Consider the following 17,729-nt stretch of genomic DNA (forward strand, 5'->3'; position numbering starts at 1 on the left):
CTTCATTGCACTTCGGACACTTGTTCATATGCCTATAAAACGCTTCAGCGTATTGCCCCGTTGCGTCATCAGGAATATTTGGCGGGGACGCCGCCAGGGCCGGATCGTGCACAGCCCAGCGGCGTAATAACACCAGCCCCGTATCGCACGCGGGAGGATCGAAGTCCCGCCCTGGGACTGGTGTAAGCCATCGTGCATTGAATTCGCTCGGTCTCATGAGTTGGTGCTACGGTTGTTCGGCCACTCACGCTCCGCCGTTTAGGTTCCCCTTCTCTGCCAGACAAATACGACCCTCTTCCGAGTGCTGCCAAACCGAATCCGCCTTCATAGCCGACTTGCACGGGGCGGCGATGTTCTTCGCTACGTCGCCGTGCTGCATGAGCCAAACTTGCAGGTCAGCCACATTCGCTTTACTGAGGTCCGGTTCTGTGAATCCGGCATCTTTAACCTGCTGGACGATACTGGTTTGTGGACTCTCGACAGATCCTTTCTCAGACTTGCAACCTGCCAAACAGATCAGCGCCGCTATCGCTACATATATACGCTTCATCTCTACCCTCCAATTCTATTTGCGTAACATTCGATCCTCTGGAAACAGAGGAACGAGCTTCACTGCAACCGGCTTTACTGCAAAATTCAGGTTAGTTTGTTCGTGCGCTTCTGGATGCTGCTCACGCCATAGAACGCGAAGCAGCTCCGGCCATTCCCTACGAAGCATCTGCGTTCGAGTCACCATAGCATGATGGCCCAGGCAGAGCGTAATCATCAGATCTGGGTTATTGTTTCCCGGCACGCGATGGTGTACGGCCAATGACCGTTTGCCGCGCTTCAGGCTTGTACAACCGGGAATTCTGCATAGATGGCCATCTCGCGCAAGAACGGTCTCGCGATGGCCTCCGAAGTATTCTTCGTCCTGCCTCTTCAGGGTGTAGCAGGTCGCGCAGAGTCCCAACGCAAGAATCTTCTCGCACCCACACGGACAACAGAGCGCACGTTGAATAGGCTTCGTCTTCATCGTTTACATGACCAAAGTACGCCGGGGCTCAACTGCCTCAACCTCAACCATCCAACCGTGGACCTGGAACAATGCTCCATCATCGCAGCGCACAGTGAAAGTTGAATCAAGATCGCACGTCCCAGTGATCGGGTCGAAGTCTTCACCGCCGATAACTTCTCCCTCAACGTCGAACCCACCCCCAGTGCAAATTACTCGCATCACTTCCCTCCCCTCGGCCTGACTGATGTTCTTTTCGACTTCCTCGCTTTCGCAGAGACTTTTAGCTTCACCGGTCCCGGCCTAACGATGCGGTCAATGGTGGACTTCGACACATTAAACATCGCCCCGAGTTCGTGTTTCGAATACTGATTGCCGTCCCACAATGAGCGGATCTTGTTCATCTGGTCCTTCGCCAGCTTCGGCTTGCGTCCTCCCAGCCGCCCGCGAGCTTTGGCGGTAGCCAGCCCCGCCATAGTCCGCTCTCGAATCAGTTCCCTCCCAAACTCGGCCAGCGATGCGAAGACGTGAAAGATCAAGCGTCCTGCGGCATGGCTCGTATCGAACTTCTCTTTCAGAGAGACGAAAGCGATCTTGCGCCGCTGAAGAGTATTCACAATCTCCAACAAATCGGCTAACGATCTCCCCAGACGGTCAAGACGCCACACCACGAGCGTGTCTCCCTCATCCAGCCGGTCAAGGCAACGGGTCAGCTCAGGTCGATCGATATTCCGGCCGCTGATCTTCTCCTCGTAGATCCTTTTGCAACCGGCCTTCTTCAGCTCCGTGAGCTGGGCCGCGTTCGTCTGGTCGTCCGTCGAGACGCGAGCGTATCCAATAACCATGAGAAAAAGATATCACAAATCATGTCATATTCTATTTGTTTGTGACGTGAGTTGTGGTATGATTTAGGGGGATTCAGAACTCGCATCACAAGACGGCTCGCAAACGTTCCATAAACCGTCGTATTTGACGTCCTAAGCTGAAGGCGATGAGGACATCGGCGATTTGGACTAAACCCGCTTCGCGGGTAGCTGGAAAGTAGTACGATTTGGCAGGGCAATTTGCATGCTGCACGCCATCAGAATCAACACGGCGATCAGAACTTTTCTGCACAGGTCAATGTCGGAGTCGGCACGAAATTGCTGCGCTACATTGAATCCCCATAACGCAATTGCCCTGCCAAATCCCCACACGGTTTAGTCCAAATCGCCGTATCCACACTGCTCCACACCAACTGTCCTGCTCTCCGCCAACCTCTATCTGCGGAGCACTGTCGATACGGCACTAGAGATTTATCACTAATCGAGGTTAGAAACGCCGACCGCGGACTAACGAAGATTGTCTCGTAGTTGCCGAAATGTATGGTCCGCCGTCTGAATGCAAGGGAAAAGTTTATGGATGAAGGAATGTCTGCGTCAATGTATCCGGCCTTTTGGTGGAGATCAGTCTCCTGGCCATGATGAGATACGCCGCGTACCTGTCCTACAAAACCCCTCGGCTGTGGAAGAGCCTATTGAGCAATCAGGTTTCAGGTACGCCGTTTGACTGTTCTTTCATCTTTACTTATCCGGTGCAGACCTCGGTGGGAGAACTTGATCTTGATAGCTACGCTTAGCTAGGCCGCGACTGGCTCTTGAACTGCCCGATAGTCCTGGCGGCTTGACAGCACGGCCCAAGCGATCCTTGCCAGTTTGTTTGCCGTGGCGACGATGAGCACGTTGCGTGGCGCTCTGGCTTCAAGAGCGGTCATCCACGCGCCCATGGCGACGCGGTCTCGCTTCGATCGCAATACGACTGCGCGGGCTCCATGGATGAAGATCTTGCGCAGGTAGTTGTTACCGCGCTTGCTGATACCGAAGAGGCGGGCCTTACCACCGGTCGAGTGCTGTCGTGGCACAAGCCCAAGCCAGGAAGAAAACTCACGCCCCTTATGGAAGGCTGCGCCGTTACCGATCGCGGCTACGATCGCGGTTGCGACCAGCGGGCCAACGCCGGGGATCTGCCTGAGCCGCGTGCATGCCGCATCACTTGAGGCAATCAGCTCCACTTCCTGGTTCAGATCGACCACCCGCTGTTCAAGATCCTTCCACTCGTTCCAAAGTTGAGCCAGCAGGTTCCGCATACGCGGAGTGAGATCTTCCTCGGCGTTCTCGAGGATCTCGGGCATGCGCTCGCGCAGCCTGGCCGGGCTCTTTGCAAATACCAGACCCCGCTCCAGCAGGAAGGCCCGCAGCTGGTTGATGACTGAGGTTCTTCGCGCGATCAAACGATCGCGCACACGATGCAATGCCTGCAGATCCAGCTGGTCGTCCGTCTTGATCGGAACAAATCGCATGTTCTCCCGATCCACAGCCTCAGCAATGGCTTCCGCATCCAGGAAGTCGTTCTTGTTCGACTTCACGAATGGCTTCACGAACTGGGCCGGGATCAGCTTCACATCGTGGCCTTGTTCTCGTAAAGTACGGCCCAGGAAGTGCGCCCCGGAACAGGCCTCCATCCCGATCAAAGAGGTCTGCAGGTTAGCGGTGAAGGCAATCAACTGCTTCTGGGTAAACTTCTTCTTCAGCAGCACCTTGCAGTTATCGCCAAGAGCCACCAGGTGAAAGGTCGTCTTGCCAAGGTCAATGCCTACGGAACGAATCTCCATGTCGATGATCCTCCTTCAATCTGCCTATAAGATCCTCATCGCCAGGATGAGGTTTAAGCGGCGGACCATCTCAGTAACCCCGTTTTACGTGCACTACAAAAACAATGATTACCTCCGAATCCCGCACAGAGCGTGCGAGGGCCCTCACGGCTCACCTGTTGCTTTCCCAGTAGAGAATGTGGCATCCTCCTGTTGGTAAGCCAAATGAGCGGCTTGAGGATGCACCCCATGAAACAGAAAAAGGATGTCCAGCAAGGAACGTTGGCGTTGATGGTTCTGAAGACTCTCGAGGTGTTGGGTCCGCTGCACGGGTATGGCGTCGCTCGACGCATCGAGCAGATCAGCGGCGAGCTGCTTTCGGTTAATCAGGGAACGCTCTATCCCGTCCTGTTGAGGCTTGAGCAAGACGGTGCCGTCGCATCGGAGTGGGCCCCCTCGGAGAACAACCGCCGCGCGCGCTTCTATCGGCTGACGCGTGTGGGACAGAAATTGCTGGATGCTGAAAAGCGCAATTGGGAACAGACAGCGGCGATCATCTCGCGCTTTTTTGAAGTGAAAGCGGAGGATCTGGCGTGAGATCCCTGAATCGCTTTTTTACGCGTCTGCTCAACTTTTCAAGCAGGCACCGCAGTGATGAGCGCTTCAAAGAAGAGATGGAATCGCATATTGTGGCTCTGACGGAAGAGAACATTCAGGCCGGCATGACGATCGAAGAAGCCAGCCGCCGAGCCCGTCTGAAGTTTGGGGCCGTGGAGGCGATCCGGGAAAGCTATTACGCTGAAAAGGGCCTGCCATTTGCGGAAAGTATGCTGCTGGACGTGCGTTATGCATCCCGCGTTCTTCGGAAATCTCCTACGTTCACGCTCGTAGCCTTAGTCACTTTGATGCTGGGTATTGGGGCAAACGTCGTCGTCTTCGGAGTGCTGAATGCAATCCTGCTGCACCCGCTCGAGGTACGGGAGCCGCAAAGTCTGTACCAGGTGCGGCATAAGCAGTGGGCGATCGGACGGTTACTGACGACATCATATCCCGCGTTTGAGGATTTCCGGAAGCGCAACACGACCTTCAGCGGAATGGCAGGGATCTACGGGTACTCTCACGCCGGGCTGAGATGGGGTAACGCAGTGATGTCGGTCCATGGCGATGAGGTCACCGGCAATTATTTCGATCTCCTGGGGGTTCAGCCGCAGGCAGGCAGATTCTTCCACGCGGCAGATGAGCATGGCCCGAATTCAGCGCCTTATTTGGTATTGAGCGATGCTCTATGGCGAAGCACATTTCATGCCGATCCAAGGGTCGTCGGGATGACCGTGGATCTGAACAAGCATCCATTTACGGTGTTGGGCGTGGCATCGGCGCAGTTTCACGGCACTGAGCGGTTTGTATGGCCGGACTACTGGGTGCCCATGGTGAACCAGGAGCAGGTGGAAGGGTGGGACGACCTGCATAGCAGAACATCCACAACCGTCACGGTGATCGGAAGGCTTAAGACGGGCGTGACGTCGCAACAAGCAACGGACGATTTGAATGCGATTGCTGCCCAGCTATCAAAGGACTACCCGGAGACTGACGACGGACAGCCGCTGCGCCTCATCCATCCAGGACTCATCGGGGATGAGGGCGATGTCATTCGTGGGTTTCTGTTTAGCGTGACCATGCTGGCGCTGCTGGTTCTGGTGGCAGCATGCGCGAACCTGGCAACATTGTTTGCGGCACGCGTGGCAGATCGCAGCCGCGAGCTGGCGCTTCGCGTGGCCCTTGGATCAGGCCGGCGGCGACTGGTGCGGCAACTGCTGACCGAGGCCGTACTGCTATCGCTACTGGGCGGAGTAGCGGGCCTGGCTAGCGCCTACCTCCTGCTCGGTGTGTTAAACCGGTCGTCTCCGTTCGTTGGCACTCTGAAAGTAGGTGTGGACGCGCGCGTGTACCTGGTAGGTCTGACATTGACGCTCGGAAGTGCGCTTGGGTTTGGCCTGGTTCCGGCGCGGCAGGTGTGGATGAGCGATCCATTGCAGAGCCTGAAGAACGGATCGGCGGATGCAATGCATCTCGGTCGGTTCGCCTTGCGTGACCTTTTGCTGGGGGTGCAGATTGCCATCTGTACGCTTCTGGTAACAGCCTCGCTAGTGGCTGTGCGTGGCATGGTGCGTGCCCTGCAAGTGCCTCTGGGTTTCCAGCCACACGAGGCAATGCTTGTCGACATCGATATGAGCCAGATAGGGGAGACACGCGATGGGTCGCTTCAGACGAAGAGAGCGATCCTTGAGGCGGCGCGTAGTGTCCCCGGCGTGACGGCGGTGGGGATGGTGAGCCGGACGCCCTTTACTGGCGGAATGCACGGGACACCGATCTTCCGGCCGGGGACAACAGAGTTCAAGCTGAACAACGCTGTACTGGCGCCGTACGTGTTTACGATGTCGCCGGGATACCTTGAGGCTGCCGGCACCCGGCTACTGAGCGGGCGTGATGTCTTGTGGCAAGACACCCCTAAGACACCACATGTAGCAATCGTGAACGAAACCTTCGCCCGCAAGATGTGGGGAGAAACACAGCCGATCGGACAACACTTTATCCTATGGGGCTCCTTCACGGAAGTGGTGGGCGTGGCGGAAGACGGTAAGTATCACGACATGCAAGAGTCACCTCAGCCTGTGGTGTATCTACCGTTCTCGCAGAGCGAGGAGAGCGGAGAAGTCTACGTGGTGCGAACGCAGCGGGCGCCAAACGAGATGGCTGCGACGCTCGAACACACGCTGCGCAGCATCACGCCGAATGTGCCAATTACCGTGCATCGCTGGACTGATGCCTTGGATGGTGAGTTGTTTCCGGCGCGGGCTGCTACAGTGGTCCTGGGTGTCATGGGACTGCTGGCTGCGATGCTGGCCGTGACTGGCATCTTCGGTTTGGCAGCCTACAGCGTGAGCAAGCGGACGAAGGAACTAGGGATCCGCGTCGCCTTGGGTGCCCGCAAAACACAAGTGATAAGCGCAGCCATCGGCCGTCCCATTGTCCTGCTCGGCGTGGGATCTATAGCGGGCCTATTGTCGGGCATCTTCGCAAGCCGCCTGATGGGGCAGATTGTGTATCAGGCGAATCCGCGAGATCCCGTAGTCGTGGGTGGAGCCGTACTGACGATGGCGCTCATCGGCATTGCAGCGTCCGTCATTCCTGCCCGTCGAGCGCTTGCCCTCGATCCATCCAAACTCATGCGAGAAGAGTGAGGCAGGTGGAGGGATGCCCATCACACGCCAGCTCTGGACGTGGTTCAGCCATTTCACCAGATGTCGACTCGGTTCATGGCGTCGGTCTGATCGTCGTCCAGCGTGTCCGCAACTTTTGCAGTGTCACCAGCGCCAGACTTGTAAGCTGGCCGGGTCCGTGTTCTCACTCGCTATCTAATGACCAAAGCCTATGCATCATGGCGAACAGGAAGGCGGCGCTCAGCCCGAATAAGAGCCACCCGTTCAGCGCCTCCATTGCGCCCATGAGGTGCCAGCGGTCTTCCAGCTGCAGGTTCGTGTGGCCATAGCTTGTAATCGCGTTCAGCGAGTAAAGCATTGCTACTTGATAATCGGGCAAGGCTTTGAGAAATCGATACACAAGCGCCCAGAGAGCGGCCTCCATTCCGTGCAGGGCCGCCGCCGACAAGGTCATGCCGGAGGTGATCGTGAGCATCATGGTCCTGTGGTGGCGGCGAAGAACGGGATGACTGAGAGCCCGAAGCGCCGTCTGCCTTACCATCCATAGGCCCGACGTGTGGATGAGGACAGTCAGCACGATCAATAGCAATCCCCATGCCCATTCGGCCACCCACGTAGAGTGCTCCGTCATAAAAAAGCTGGAAACGCATCGGACGATCATGATTAACGCCCTCCGTCAATCGAGCTCTCGACGACCGCCCTATGGCAGCCAACTCTGGCTGCGTCTCTTGGAATTGCCGTTTGGGTGAGCAGCTTCGTTCGTCGAACGTCAGCTTCGTCATTGGCATCCTGAATTCACCCTTCCATATGCGCTGCCAGTCTACCTCCCTGAAAGTCCGCTTTCCGGCAAGTTCGAGACTGATCGGGCGCCCTGGTGGTCGTAGTTGCCGAAATGTATGGTCCGCCGTCTGACTGCAAGGGAAAAGTTGGTGGATGAAGAAAGTCTGCGTCAATGTATCCGGCCTGTTTGTGGAGATGTGCCTCCTGGCCATGATGAGATACGCCGCGTACCTGTCCTTCGAAACCCCTCGGCCGTGTAAGGGCCGATTCGGCAAACAGCTTCAGGTGCGCCGTTTTGACTGTTCTTTCATCTTCACTTGTCCGGTGCAGACCTCGGTGGGAGAACTTGATGTTGATGGTTACGCTTGGCTACGCAGCAACCGGGTCTTGAACTGCCCGATAGTCCTGGCCACTCGATAGCACCGCCCATGCGATCCGCGCCAGCTTGTTGGCTGCCGCGACGATGAGCACGTTGCGTGGTGCCCTTGCTTCAAGCGCCGTCATCCATGCGCCCATCGCGACTCGGTCGCGCTTGCATCGCAACACCATTGCGCGTGCCCCGTGAATCAGGATCTTGCGCAGGTAGGGATTGCCGCGCTTACTGATCCCGTAGAGCTTGGCCTTGCCACCGGTCGAGTACTGTTTCGGCACCAGCCCCATCCAGGCGGCGAACTCTCGCCCCTTGTGGAACGCAGCACCGTTGCCGATCGAAGCCACGATCGCGGTTTGCCACCAAAGGGCCAATGCCAGGGATCTGCCTGAGCCGTAGGCATGCCGCATCACTCGAGGCGATCAGCTCCACTTCATGGTTCAGATCGACCACCTGCTGCTCAAGATCCTTCCACTCGTTCCAGAGCAGAGCGAGCAGGTTCCGCATACGGGGAGTGAGATCTTCTTCGGCGTTCTCGAGGATCTCAGGCATACGCTCGCGAAGCTTGGCCGGGCTCTTCGCGAAGACCAGACCGCGCTCAAGCAAGAAGGCACGCAGCTGGTTGATCACGGACGTTCGTCGTGCGATCAGCCGATCTCGCACGCGATGAAGAGCCTGTAGATCCAGCTGATCATCTGTCTTGATCGGCACAAACCGCATGTTCTGGCGACCCACCGCCTCGGCAATCGCTTCTGCATCGAGGAAGTCGTTCTTGTTCGACTTCACAAAAGGCTTCACGAACTGGGCCGGGATCAGCTTGACATCATGGCCTTGTGCTCGCAAAACGCGGCCGAGGAAGTGCGCCCCCGAACAGGCCTCCATCCCGATCAAAGAGGTCTGCATGTTGGCGGTGAAGCTGATCAACTGCTTCTGGGTGAACTTCTTCTTCAGCAGCACCTTGCCGTTATCGCCGAGCGCCACCAGGTAAAAGCTCGTCTTGCCAAGATCAATGCCAACGGAATGAACCTGCATGTCGATGGTCCTCCTGAACCTGTCTACAAGATCCTCCACACTAACCGTGAAGTTCAAGCGGCGGACCATCTCAGTAACCCCGTTTTCAGGGAAACAACGATCAGCCTAACCTTGCCACTTTAAACGAAACAAACGAGGCCTTGAATCTGTCGAAAAGACTCCTGCAGACGCTCAAAGCCTTGTTTGGTTGGGGAGGACTGCCAGTCAGACTAAGACGACCGCCTTGCTTCATCCGCTTCTATGGCCAGCTGCTGCAGCGTTCCAAAGAACTGCTTTGACTGCCCCATGAAAAGCCCGCTTCCTGTGAGACTCTTCACCGCAGCCACCGCACCAGCGTTTTGGTCGGTCAGTGGACGGATGACCGCACACTTCGGCAGGTTGGGGTTGATGAATTCGCAAGGAATGGGGAAGATCAGGTTTGTCTGTAGCTGGGGATTAGGAGGATTGTTGAAGTTGGGGAAGGTGAGACCCTGATCGGTGATGGGGGGGCCTTGAACGGCGTTGCCGGCAAAGTCGACCCACTCGAGAAAGTGAGCGATCTCACTGCCACCAATACCCAGCGTGATCTCGAGCACCTCGGCGCCTGAGGCTTTCTGGCTCATTGCAGCGTAGAGACTTGTGCCACCTTGCTCGATCGAGCCAAAGTGAAATGCAGCGATATCTGCGATGGCCTGAATATGTGTGGAGTTGTCGAAGTCGGCGTCCGTGACCGGGATGGCCGAGCGGTTGTTGATGTTAAGCGCCTGTGGGAAGGTCGCGCCGAAGTCCGGGTTGGTGGTGCTGCGATACCGCGTGTACCAGCTTGTGTCTACGGTGAGGTGCATGAGGTTGGTGAGACGGCCGATATTTTTAGCTCCGGTCGCCTTGCTTCCCTGCAACTGCCGGAAGGCATCCAGGTTCACCGGATCTGCTCCCTTGGATTCCAGGTAAGCATTCAGGAAGTCGGAATGACTTACTTCATCCAGCGTGTTGCTTGTGATGTACTGCATGCCGTCCCCATCCAGATTGGTGAAGGCAGTTTGATAGGCGTTCATCGCGCTACCGGTCACACCTCCCAGTTCGGCATACTGCGTCCAGAGGTCGGCCTCGATCAGCTCCGCTGCGGCGAGAAACCGAAGAATCGCCGAATCGCCCCGGCTCAGATCCCGCCCTCTGTCATCCGAATCCTGTCCGAAGGCTGGACGATTACTGCTCAACAATCCGACGCCCATAGCTGCAGCGCCACCAGCCACTAAACCACCCCTCATAAATGAGCGGCGGTTGAGCGGATCTCCCGTGATACGTGCTTGCTTTTCCATGTGTTTTCACCTTGACGAACCATGAGCTGGCTCGTTGGAAACACGTTAACGAGGGCTCTCGAGCTCGCTTGTCATGGAGTTGTTAGGTGTTTGTCTTGTTCTTGTTCTGCTGATTTGGTTGCTTCGCAACTGCGCTTTTTTCGGTAGTATCCGGTCCTATCTGTGGACCTCCATACACTTCCGAAGCAAGCGGCAATCTCTGGCAGACTGCACATTCATGGTTCAGTAACCTGCGTTGGGGAAGACGAGTGGAACATACGGAACGGAACGGTCTGCCGAACTGTCCGAAAAAAGTCCTCTTTGAGCAAGTTCACTCGGCCAGTGGGGTTCGGTGCCGACTTCCGGAGACTAATTCACTTTTCATGGCTACGGCACCAGCTTCCAGGTGATTTCTCGAAGAATGGTCTTTGAAGCTTCTGGCCCGCGCTGCGTCAGTTCCCGGTCTGTGCATGTACGAGTTGTGAGCTCAACGGGGTTGTGCATCGCCGCGGAAAGTATGTGGCCATGGCGGGTGTCCACGAGAAGTCGAACGTCGAACGTTTCCTTGCCCATCTCTACAGTGAATCCGTCATCCTGCTTGGATACCTGTACGAAGTTGTTGGGCTTAGTCGACGTTGCCTCCTGCATCCACTTCGCAGGTACCTGAATATGAAGCGCCGGAGGAGGCACGTGCTGTATCAGTAGTGTTTCCGTTTGTTGAACCGGGTCTACGGTCTCTACTTTGAGCGAGAAATCAACCACGTCTTGGCCGAGCAAGATACGTTGTCCGTCGGTCCAAGAATTGGGAGTAGTATGCGATACATACGCGGTCTGGGCCGGATGCACAAGCTTTGCCCGCATGGCCAGCAGGAGATCGCTATAGATGGTCAACGTATCCGTGATAGGTCCGATCAGGAGAGGTTGAACGTTAGCCAAGTTCGGCACCTTCAGATACGACACAGGGTCATCCAGAGAGACGGTCTGGCGCAGAGCAAGGCTTGCAGGAGTGAGAGTCTGCTGAGCGTTGGAGGTGAGGCCCGACCAGCCGGTTTCTTCGTAGAATCGACCGTTCGCATCGCGCTTCACCACGTCGGTCGCGTGAATGGTGTACTGCCAGCCGTCGTTATTGCCTGTCATCAGGTAGTGCGAGACCGCCCCTTCTGCATATCGGCGTTGGAGGGTTCCTGCTTCTGTCGCGGCCTGCTGCGCGGCGATTGTAGGCGCTCCTGAAATCAAAATCACAGTGAAGACCAGAGGTATCCATCTCAGCACAGCGCCCTCCCAACTAAGCCACCACTTTACCAGCCAAGAGCGAAGTTTCCAGAAAGTCCTGCTGGCTCAGACGGTCGACGCAACACTTGCTTGCAGTCTAGCTGCAGGAGTTTGGAAACCCAAGGTCTTTCTGGGACGTTGATTCAAGCGCAGCGCGACCTGGTCGAGCTGCGCTTGCGAGATAGGGGCAAGGTTGGTTCCTCGGGGGAAGTATTGTCGCAATAATAGATTGGTGTTTTCATTGGTGCCGCGCTGCCAGGGACTCTGCGGATCGCAGAAGTACACTTTCACCTTGGTAGCCACTGTAAACTCCTTGTGCCTGGCCATCTCCAACCCGCGATCCCACGTCAGCGAACGCCGCAGGGTCGCCGGGAGTTTACGAACATGCCGGCTCAAGGCTTGAACGACCGCTTCAGTGTCTTTGCCCGGCACCTTGACCAGCATGGCAAAGCGTGAATGACGCTCCACTAAAGTCGCGATGTAACTGTTCTTTGCGCCGCTCAGCAGATCACCTTCCCAATGCCCAGGAACCGCTCGGTCTTCCACTTCCGCGGGCCTTTCACGGATCGAGACGGCATCGACGATCTGGCCGCGGGACTGTCCGCTGACCGTTGCATGGAGCGAGCGGCGCATGCGCCGCTTGCTCCGCAAGTGCTCCATCAGCTCTTGTTTCAGCACGCCCCGCGCCTGGATGAACAGGCTTCGGTAAATGGTCTCGTGGGACACGCGCATGCTCTCGTCGTCAGGATACTGTGTCTTCAGCCATCCGGAAATCTGCTCCGGCGACCAGTCCAACACCAGCTTACTCGCAACCATCTTCCGCAACTTGCGGTTGCTGGCCAGAAGACACCTCTTGGGTCGTAACCCCGACCCCCAGGCCTGGTTATCCGCATCGTGGGCGCGATAGGCGGCACGGCCGCCATGGCGCGTGACCTCCCGGCTCACTGTCGACGCCGCCCGACCGAGGCCGCTGGCTATCGTGCGGATCGATGAGCCGGAAGCCATTCCTCGCGAAATGTCCTCTCGCTCAGCCAAGGTGAGCGCTATGCGAGAGCGCTGGCGAGCGGCTGGAGCAATCCCTCCGCGAGGCAACAACACACAGCGAATGCAGTTATGGGGCTTGCCGTAGGCACGCCCAATCTCATGCAACGACTCCCCCGCCTTCCATCGGCTCCAAACATCAGCCTTCTCCGCGGGAGATAGTCTCGACTGCTTTCCTTCACTCATAAACACCATCCTCAATAGAAGAACTTCTACTAGATGGTGTTGCAGCGACCTATCGAATGCACCCCGGTTTGCGGCAAGTTCATTAGCGTCTGAATCGACGGGACGCGAAGTTGCCGGCAACACCGTTTCCGGAAAGTAGCCAAAATCGCAAAGCAGAACCCGGCCGCCCGGGTGGTTACGTCAATTATTCTGAACGGTCTCCAGAGAGGCTTTGAGTGCCCATCCGAAGTCATTTGAACCTTATACGTCTGCGCCTTGTTCATCAGTCCATCAATGAAACTTTCAAGGCTCACTCTTCACCGCGATGAAGCTCACTTATCCGGAGAAATGTCCCTATCCGGCATGAGCCCAATCGATTGTTGCATCGGCCGAATCTCCGGGTTGGACATAAAGGTGCGCCACACCAGCGCTGTGCGCCCATTCTCTATCATCACAGTCTGTGGCGCCTGGTTCAGTCCCATCGTGATTCCCGAATACCAGTTCTCCTGCTCGTTGAAAGCATCGCGAAAGCCGTAGATGTCCCAGAGCTGTGCGCCAAGGTCGCGGTACCAGTGCTTCAACGCCGCCATGGAGGCATTCGGCGTATATGCATACGCGCTGATTGCTCCCGTCGGCGCAATTGTGCCGTCGTCCGTGGCAAACGGCTTGTACTCGTGATACCTGTCGTTCGGCCCGTCTACCGCTGTCAGGCCCCAGCTATTCGCGCCATAACCTTTGAAGTGCCCTGGGTTCGCCACCGAGTATGCCTGGCTTACCAACGACTCGTTTTGGCTGTTGCGGAAGTAGTTGGTGTATTTATCGCGCATGCCGCGCGGATCGTATCCCAGATACGAATATTGTGTGAAGAACAACGGCCCGGGTGATCCCTCCACATATCCCTGTTCGAGCGGAATCCCGAAGTACGTCCGCTTGATCCCGTAGGGCCAACCCGTGCCCTCCCGCGCATATCCTGTCCAGTACAGGCTGGCCGGAACACCGTGCGTTGGGGAAGCGATCGCGAGCAAGTAAGTGATCATGACCTCGTTCCAGCCCTGAAGCCGATTCGCAATGTGATATGCGTAGTCCGGTGACCAATGCCAATAGAGCGCGTCCCGCTTCGGCGTCGCGCGAAACCAGTCCCACTCCACGCCGAGCCAAAGTGCCGTGATCCGGTCACGCAGTTCCCGCTCTTTTGGGTTCTCTCTATTGAAGTATTGCCGGGCTGTCAGCAGGCCTTCCATCAAAAACGAGGTCTCTACCAGGTCCGCACCATCGTCGTAAATTCCGAATACCGCGATCGTGTGTCCTGTCCTTCCGCTCAGGAAGTGCGGCCACGCCCCGTGGTATCGGTCTGCCCGCTCGAGAAATCGTGTGATCTGGAGCATGCGGTCAATGCCTTGCTCGCGCGTAATAAAGCCGCGGTCGGCTGCGACCACCATCGCCATCACACCAAAGCCGCTCGCACCCAGCGCGATGACATCATCAGCTCCCGGCTGCGACTCGCGCGCCATGCCTGATACCGGCTCTGCCGCCTCCCAGTAATAGCGAAAGCTCGCCTCCTCGACCATCGTCAGTAACTCGTCGTCCGTCATTGGCCGCGTTTTTGCCGTTGCCATGTACGTCATCGCCGACTCCGCCATCGCCGAGGTTCGTGCCGAGACCTTGTAGCTTGCCGTCGCATGCGGATCCCCGACATAGTCCGCGTATCGGTTCACGCCGTAACGCTGCACCCCGATCGCCTTATAGGCACCCCCGTTCAGGGAACGATAGATTACATACTGCGCAATTGTCGGGTCGTCCGCGCCCTCCCAGCGGAGATCCACGTGCCGCTCATAGCCGCGCGCCTCAAGGTTCGGTGGCGGTTTCGGCGCTTGTTCGAGCAGCTGACTGTTCTCGATCCGAATATCGTCCAGGTAAAGTTTGTGCAATCTCGCATCCGCCACACCCTGGGCCAGCACGATTGCACTCAGCCGGTTTGTCGCGAACGGTTTCAGCGAGGTGCTCGTGAAGCGTGCCAGTGGCACCCGCACGCGTGTCCAACGCTTCGCCTTCAGCTCCGTCGTAAACGCCCCCAGGGGCATCTGTGATGTGTGTCCACGGTCCAGGTCGATCAGCGCGATCCGGGGCAGGTCAGCTGGCGCGATCGCTTCGTCGCTCCAAAGCCACAGGAACAGGCTGTCGCCTGCCCAGTTGATCTCCCGGTTGCGCCAGTGGTAGACGTTCAACTGTACGTCCCACCCACCGTTCGCCATTGATTTCCATTGCAGCTCGAGCGCATTCGGCCCGCTAACATACTCCGCCGTCTCCACCGGAAGCTTGCCGTCAACCAGCTTAAGCGTACTCGGTGCCGACACCTTCCCTCTGCTATACGGGTACGACCCTGAGGCCACGCTGTTTTCAAAGAACACCTCCTGCGAGAAATGTTGATCCGCCCGCCCGCACTGACCGCTCAACAGCAATCCAACAATCAGCGCGACCGCGGCTACCACGCGAAAGAACTGGTTCTTCTGCCATTCCATTAAATCTTCTCCTTTGCACAACACTCCAACTGGAGGGTTGCGAAGCAATAGGCAACCACGGCGCGCTATTGGGCGACTGCGAATCGGGCTGGAGCGCGAGACGCGAGAACGAGCGGCCCATCGGCCCCCATAATATCGCTGTTCTCAGAAGAGAGAAAAGGGACCTGAGTTCTATTGCTGTCGCGGAACTTACCGATAACCCCGGCGGTCTCGACCGGTTGAGACCGCCCCGTTTTCAGGGAACAACGGCTTGAACCGCATCCGCAAACTTCCGAGAAGCGGACTTGTTAAGACTGATCGTTGTGAGACTTTTTCTTGACATCCCTTTTTATAGAACTCGATTGGTTGCCGGGTGAGTGTTCAAATCTCATCCGCGCCGAAGGCGTGCGCGGGAGATCCGAACTTGGTCAAAATCCCGTTTTGCGGGAGGTTGGGCGATACCGGCTTTCATTTGCTGGTCTTGCTCAACGAGTCAAGAATCTTCAATGCCGATTGGAGATGTTCAGGATTCCCTACGTACGCAATTGTGAAGCCGTCTAACGATCGGCAGTAGTAGTCGCTCTGTCCAGCCCCGAGCTGAGATTCAGCACATAAGACCCGGCCATCAAGGAAAAATCGTCCGTCGGTCTTTTGAAGTCCATGTTCCGCGAAGATGCGAGAACGCTCCTGAAGCCATGTCTTATCGTCCTCACTGGACATCTGACCTGTCTGTCTACCAAAGATCACGCTCGAGAATTTGTCTTTGAAGGCGGGACGGAGCGTCGAGAAAGTTTCTGCTTTCACGGTGTCTCCCCGGTTCGCCACGACCACCCATGGAAAGCCGACGTGGAGTACATGAGCGTGAAAGAGGATTCTACTCGGGTGTGAAGCTCTCCAAGCTAGAACCACAATCGGTTTCCAGAGGAGACTGATGCCGACCGCGAGTACCGAAATTGCAATCCATTTGCTGCGCCCCATCGAGCCCTCGGGCCTCAGGATATCAGCGAATAATATGGTGGGATAACGCTGCTTTAGGTGGTTCCTGAAAAGTCAGGCGGGCTCAACCGGTCGATGCAACACTGGCTTGCAGTTTACTCGCCGGGGTTTGAAAGCCCAAGGTCTCTCGTGGGCGTTGATTGAGGCGCAGGGCTACCTTGTTGAGATCGGCTTGCGAGTAGACGGACAAGTCTGTCCTCTTAGGGAAGTACTGTCTCAGCAGGCCGTTGGTATTTTCATTGGTGCCGCGCTGCCAGGGACTCTGTGGATCACAGAAGTAGACCTTTACATCCGTGTCCACCGTGAAGCTCTTGTGTTTGGCCATCTCGTGTCCCCGGTCCCAGGTCAACGAGCGCCGCAGGGTCGCGGGGAGTCTAAGCACGTGCTTGCTCAGCGCGGCGACGACCGTCGTTGTGTCTTTGCTGGGCACTTTGATGAGCATGACGAAACGCGAATGACGTTCCACCAGGGTTGCGATATGACTGTTTTTGCTGCCTGCGAGCAGGTCGCCCTCCCAATGACCGGGAACAGCGCGGTCTTCAACCTCCGCAGGTCTTTCGCTAATAGAGATGGCATCAACGATCTGACCTCGAGACTGTCCCGCAGCGCGAGAGTGTCGTGAGCGACGTATAAGCCGCTTTGACCTGAGGTGCTGAACCAGCTCTTTTTTCAGCACTCCGCGGGCCTGGATGAATAAGCTGCGGTAGATGGTTTCGTGGGACACACGCATGCTCTCGTTCCTGGGATAGCTCACTTTCAACCATGCCGAAATCTGTTCCGGCGACCAGTCCAGGATCAGTTTACTGGCCACGATCGTCCGCAGCTTCTGGTCGATGGCAAGAAGGCACACCTTGGGTCGCAGAGCCGACTCCCAGGCCTGACGATCTGCTTCGCTGGCTCGATAGAGTGGCCGCCCGCCGTGACGCGACACCTCCCGGCTCACCGTCGAGGCAGTCCGCTGCAGCCCTCTGGCTATCTCCCGAATCGACGAACCGGAAGCAATGCCTCGTGAGATGTCTTCCCGCTCGGCCACCGTGAGCGTTCGCAGCGAGCGCCGACGAGCGGCCGGAACTATCCCGCCGCGCTGCGACAACAAGAACTGAATGGAGCCATGGTCCTTGCCGAAGACGCGCCCAATCTCATGCAACGACTCACCAGCCTTCCAACGGCGCCACATCTTGATCCGCTGCTCCGTGGAAAGCCTGTCCCGTTTTCCTTGTGCCATAAACACCACCTTTAGAAAATGAATTCATATCAGATGGTGTTGCACCGACCGGTTGAGACCGCCCACATTTTGGGAAACTACGGCTTATCGCTTCCCAAGCGCTTTCAGGGAACTGCTGGTTCAGCTTCCCTTCAGCAACTCTTCCAAGATATTCAAACCGAGTTTCGGTTCCCCAATGCATTCGACTCTCACTCTGTTTGTTTGTGACATAGCTTATGGAGCGATTCAG

The 17,729-nt window shown here is 56.9% G+C and carries 12 protein-coding genes and 1 pseudogene; 2 read left to right on the plus strand and 11 right to left on the minus strand.

The annotated features are described in order from the left end of the window. Positions 1-565 precede the first annotated feature (565 nt). From BDD14_RS26120 to BDD14_RS26130, 3 genes are all read right to left on the minus strand, one after another. The gene (locus BDD14_RS26120) at positions 566-1,015 is read right to left on the minus strand and encodes an HNH endonuclease (RefSeq protein WP_130423723.1); all 450 of its coding nucleotides are present in this window, start codon (positions 1,013-1,015) and stop codon (positions 566-568) included. A gap of 200 nt (positions 1,016-1,215) precedes the next feature. Beyond that, positions 1,216-1,839 carry a recombinase family protein gene (locus BDD14_RS26125; protein ID WP_130423725.1) on the minus strand — a complete coding sequence of 208 codons (624 nt, stop codon included), beginning with the start codon at positions 1,837-1,839 and terminating at the stop codon, positions 1,216-1,218. 773 nt (positions 1,840-2,612) lie between these two features. Then, on the minus strand, positions 2,613-3,644 hold the full coding sequence (locus tag BDD14_RS26130) for an IS110 family RNA-guided transposase (protein ID WP_130417052.1): 1,032 nt from the start codon (positions 3,642-3,644) through the stop codon (positions 2,613-2,615). A gap of 228 nt (positions 3,645-3,872) precedes the next feature. Here BDD14_RS26130 and BDD14_RS26135 point away from each other — a divergent pair, with 228 nt between their 5' ends. Continuing rightward, positions 3,873-4,220, plus strand: a complete 348-nt coding sequence (locus tag BDD14_RS26135) for a PadR family transcriptional regulator (RefSeq protein ID WP_130423727.1) — start codon at positions 3,873-3,875, stop codon at positions 4,218-4,220. Continuing rightward, positions 4,217-6,865, plus strand: coding sequence for an ABC transporter permease (locus BDD14_RS26140; protein ID WP_130423729.1), 2,649 nt, complete (start codon positions 4,217-4,219; stop codon positions 6,863-6,865). The genes BDD14_RS26135 and BDD14_RS26140 overlap by 4 nt, the downstream gene beginning before the upstream one ends. Before the next feature lie 163 nt (positions 6,866-7,028). On the opposite strand, the gene BDD14_RS26145 is transcribed toward BDD14_RS26140, so the two are convergent. The 8 genes and pseudogenes from BDD14_RS26145 to BDD14_RS26180 all read right to left on the minus strand — a co-directional run bounded on the left by BDD14_RS26145 (position 7,029) and on the right by BDD14_RS26180 (position 17,500). Continuing rightward, entirely contained in the window at positions 7,029-7,505 is a 477-nt protein-coding gene (locus tag BDD14_RS26145; protein WP_130423731.1) for a hypothetical protein, read from the minus strand. 488 nt (positions 7,506-7,993) lie between these two features. Next, a pseudogene (locus tag BDD14_RS26150) lies at positions 7,994-9,026 on the minus strand (IS110 family RNA-guided transposase). Positions 9,027-9,235: 209 nt separating this feature from the next. Beyond that, positions 9,236-10,324: a ferritin-like domain-containing protein gene (locus BDD14_RS26155; RefSeq protein WP_130423733.1), complete on the minus strand. Its 1,089-nt coding sequence runs from the start codon at positions 10,322-10,324 to the stop codon at positions 9,236-9,238. A gap of 366 nt (positions 10,325-10,690) precedes the next feature. Beyond that, complete coding sequence (locus BDD14_RS26160; protein WP_130423735.1) at positions 10,691-11,575, minus strand: hypothetical protein; 885 nt, start codon at positions 11,573-11,575, stop codon at positions 10,691-10,693. Positions 11,576-11,641: 66 nt separating this feature from the next. Next, entirely contained in the window at positions 11,642-12,802 is a 1,161-nt protein-coding gene (locus tag BDD14_RS26165) for an IS30 family transposase (RefSeq protein ID WP_130417389.1), read from the minus strand. Between the two features lie 311 nt (positions 12,803-13,113). Beyond that, positions 13,114-15,300, minus strand: coding sequence for a glucoamylase family protein (locus BDD14_RS26170; protein ID WP_130423737.1), 2,187 nt, complete (start codon positions 15,298-15,300; stop codon positions 13,114-13,116). Between the two features lie 447 nt (positions 15,301-15,747). Then, the gene (locus BDD14_RS26175; RefSeq protein WP_130423739.1) at positions 15,748-16,083 is read right to left on the minus strand and encodes a hypothetical protein; all 336 of its coding nucleotides are present in this window, start codon (positions 16,081-16,083) and stop codon (positions 15,748-15,750) included. 256 nt (positions 16,084-16,339) lie between these two features. Further along, complete coding sequence (locus BDD14_RS26180) at positions 16,340-17,500, minus strand: IS30 family transposase (RefSeq protein ID WP_130423741.1); 1,161 nt, start codon at positions 17,498-17,500, stop codon at positions 16,340-16,342. Positions 17,501-17,729: the final 229 nt, after the last annotated feature.

Source organism: Edaphobacter modestus (genome assembly GCF_004217555.1).
Classification (GTDB): Bacteria; Acidobacteriota; Terriglobia; order Terriglobales; family Acidobacteriaceae; genus Edaphobacter; species Edaphobacter modestus.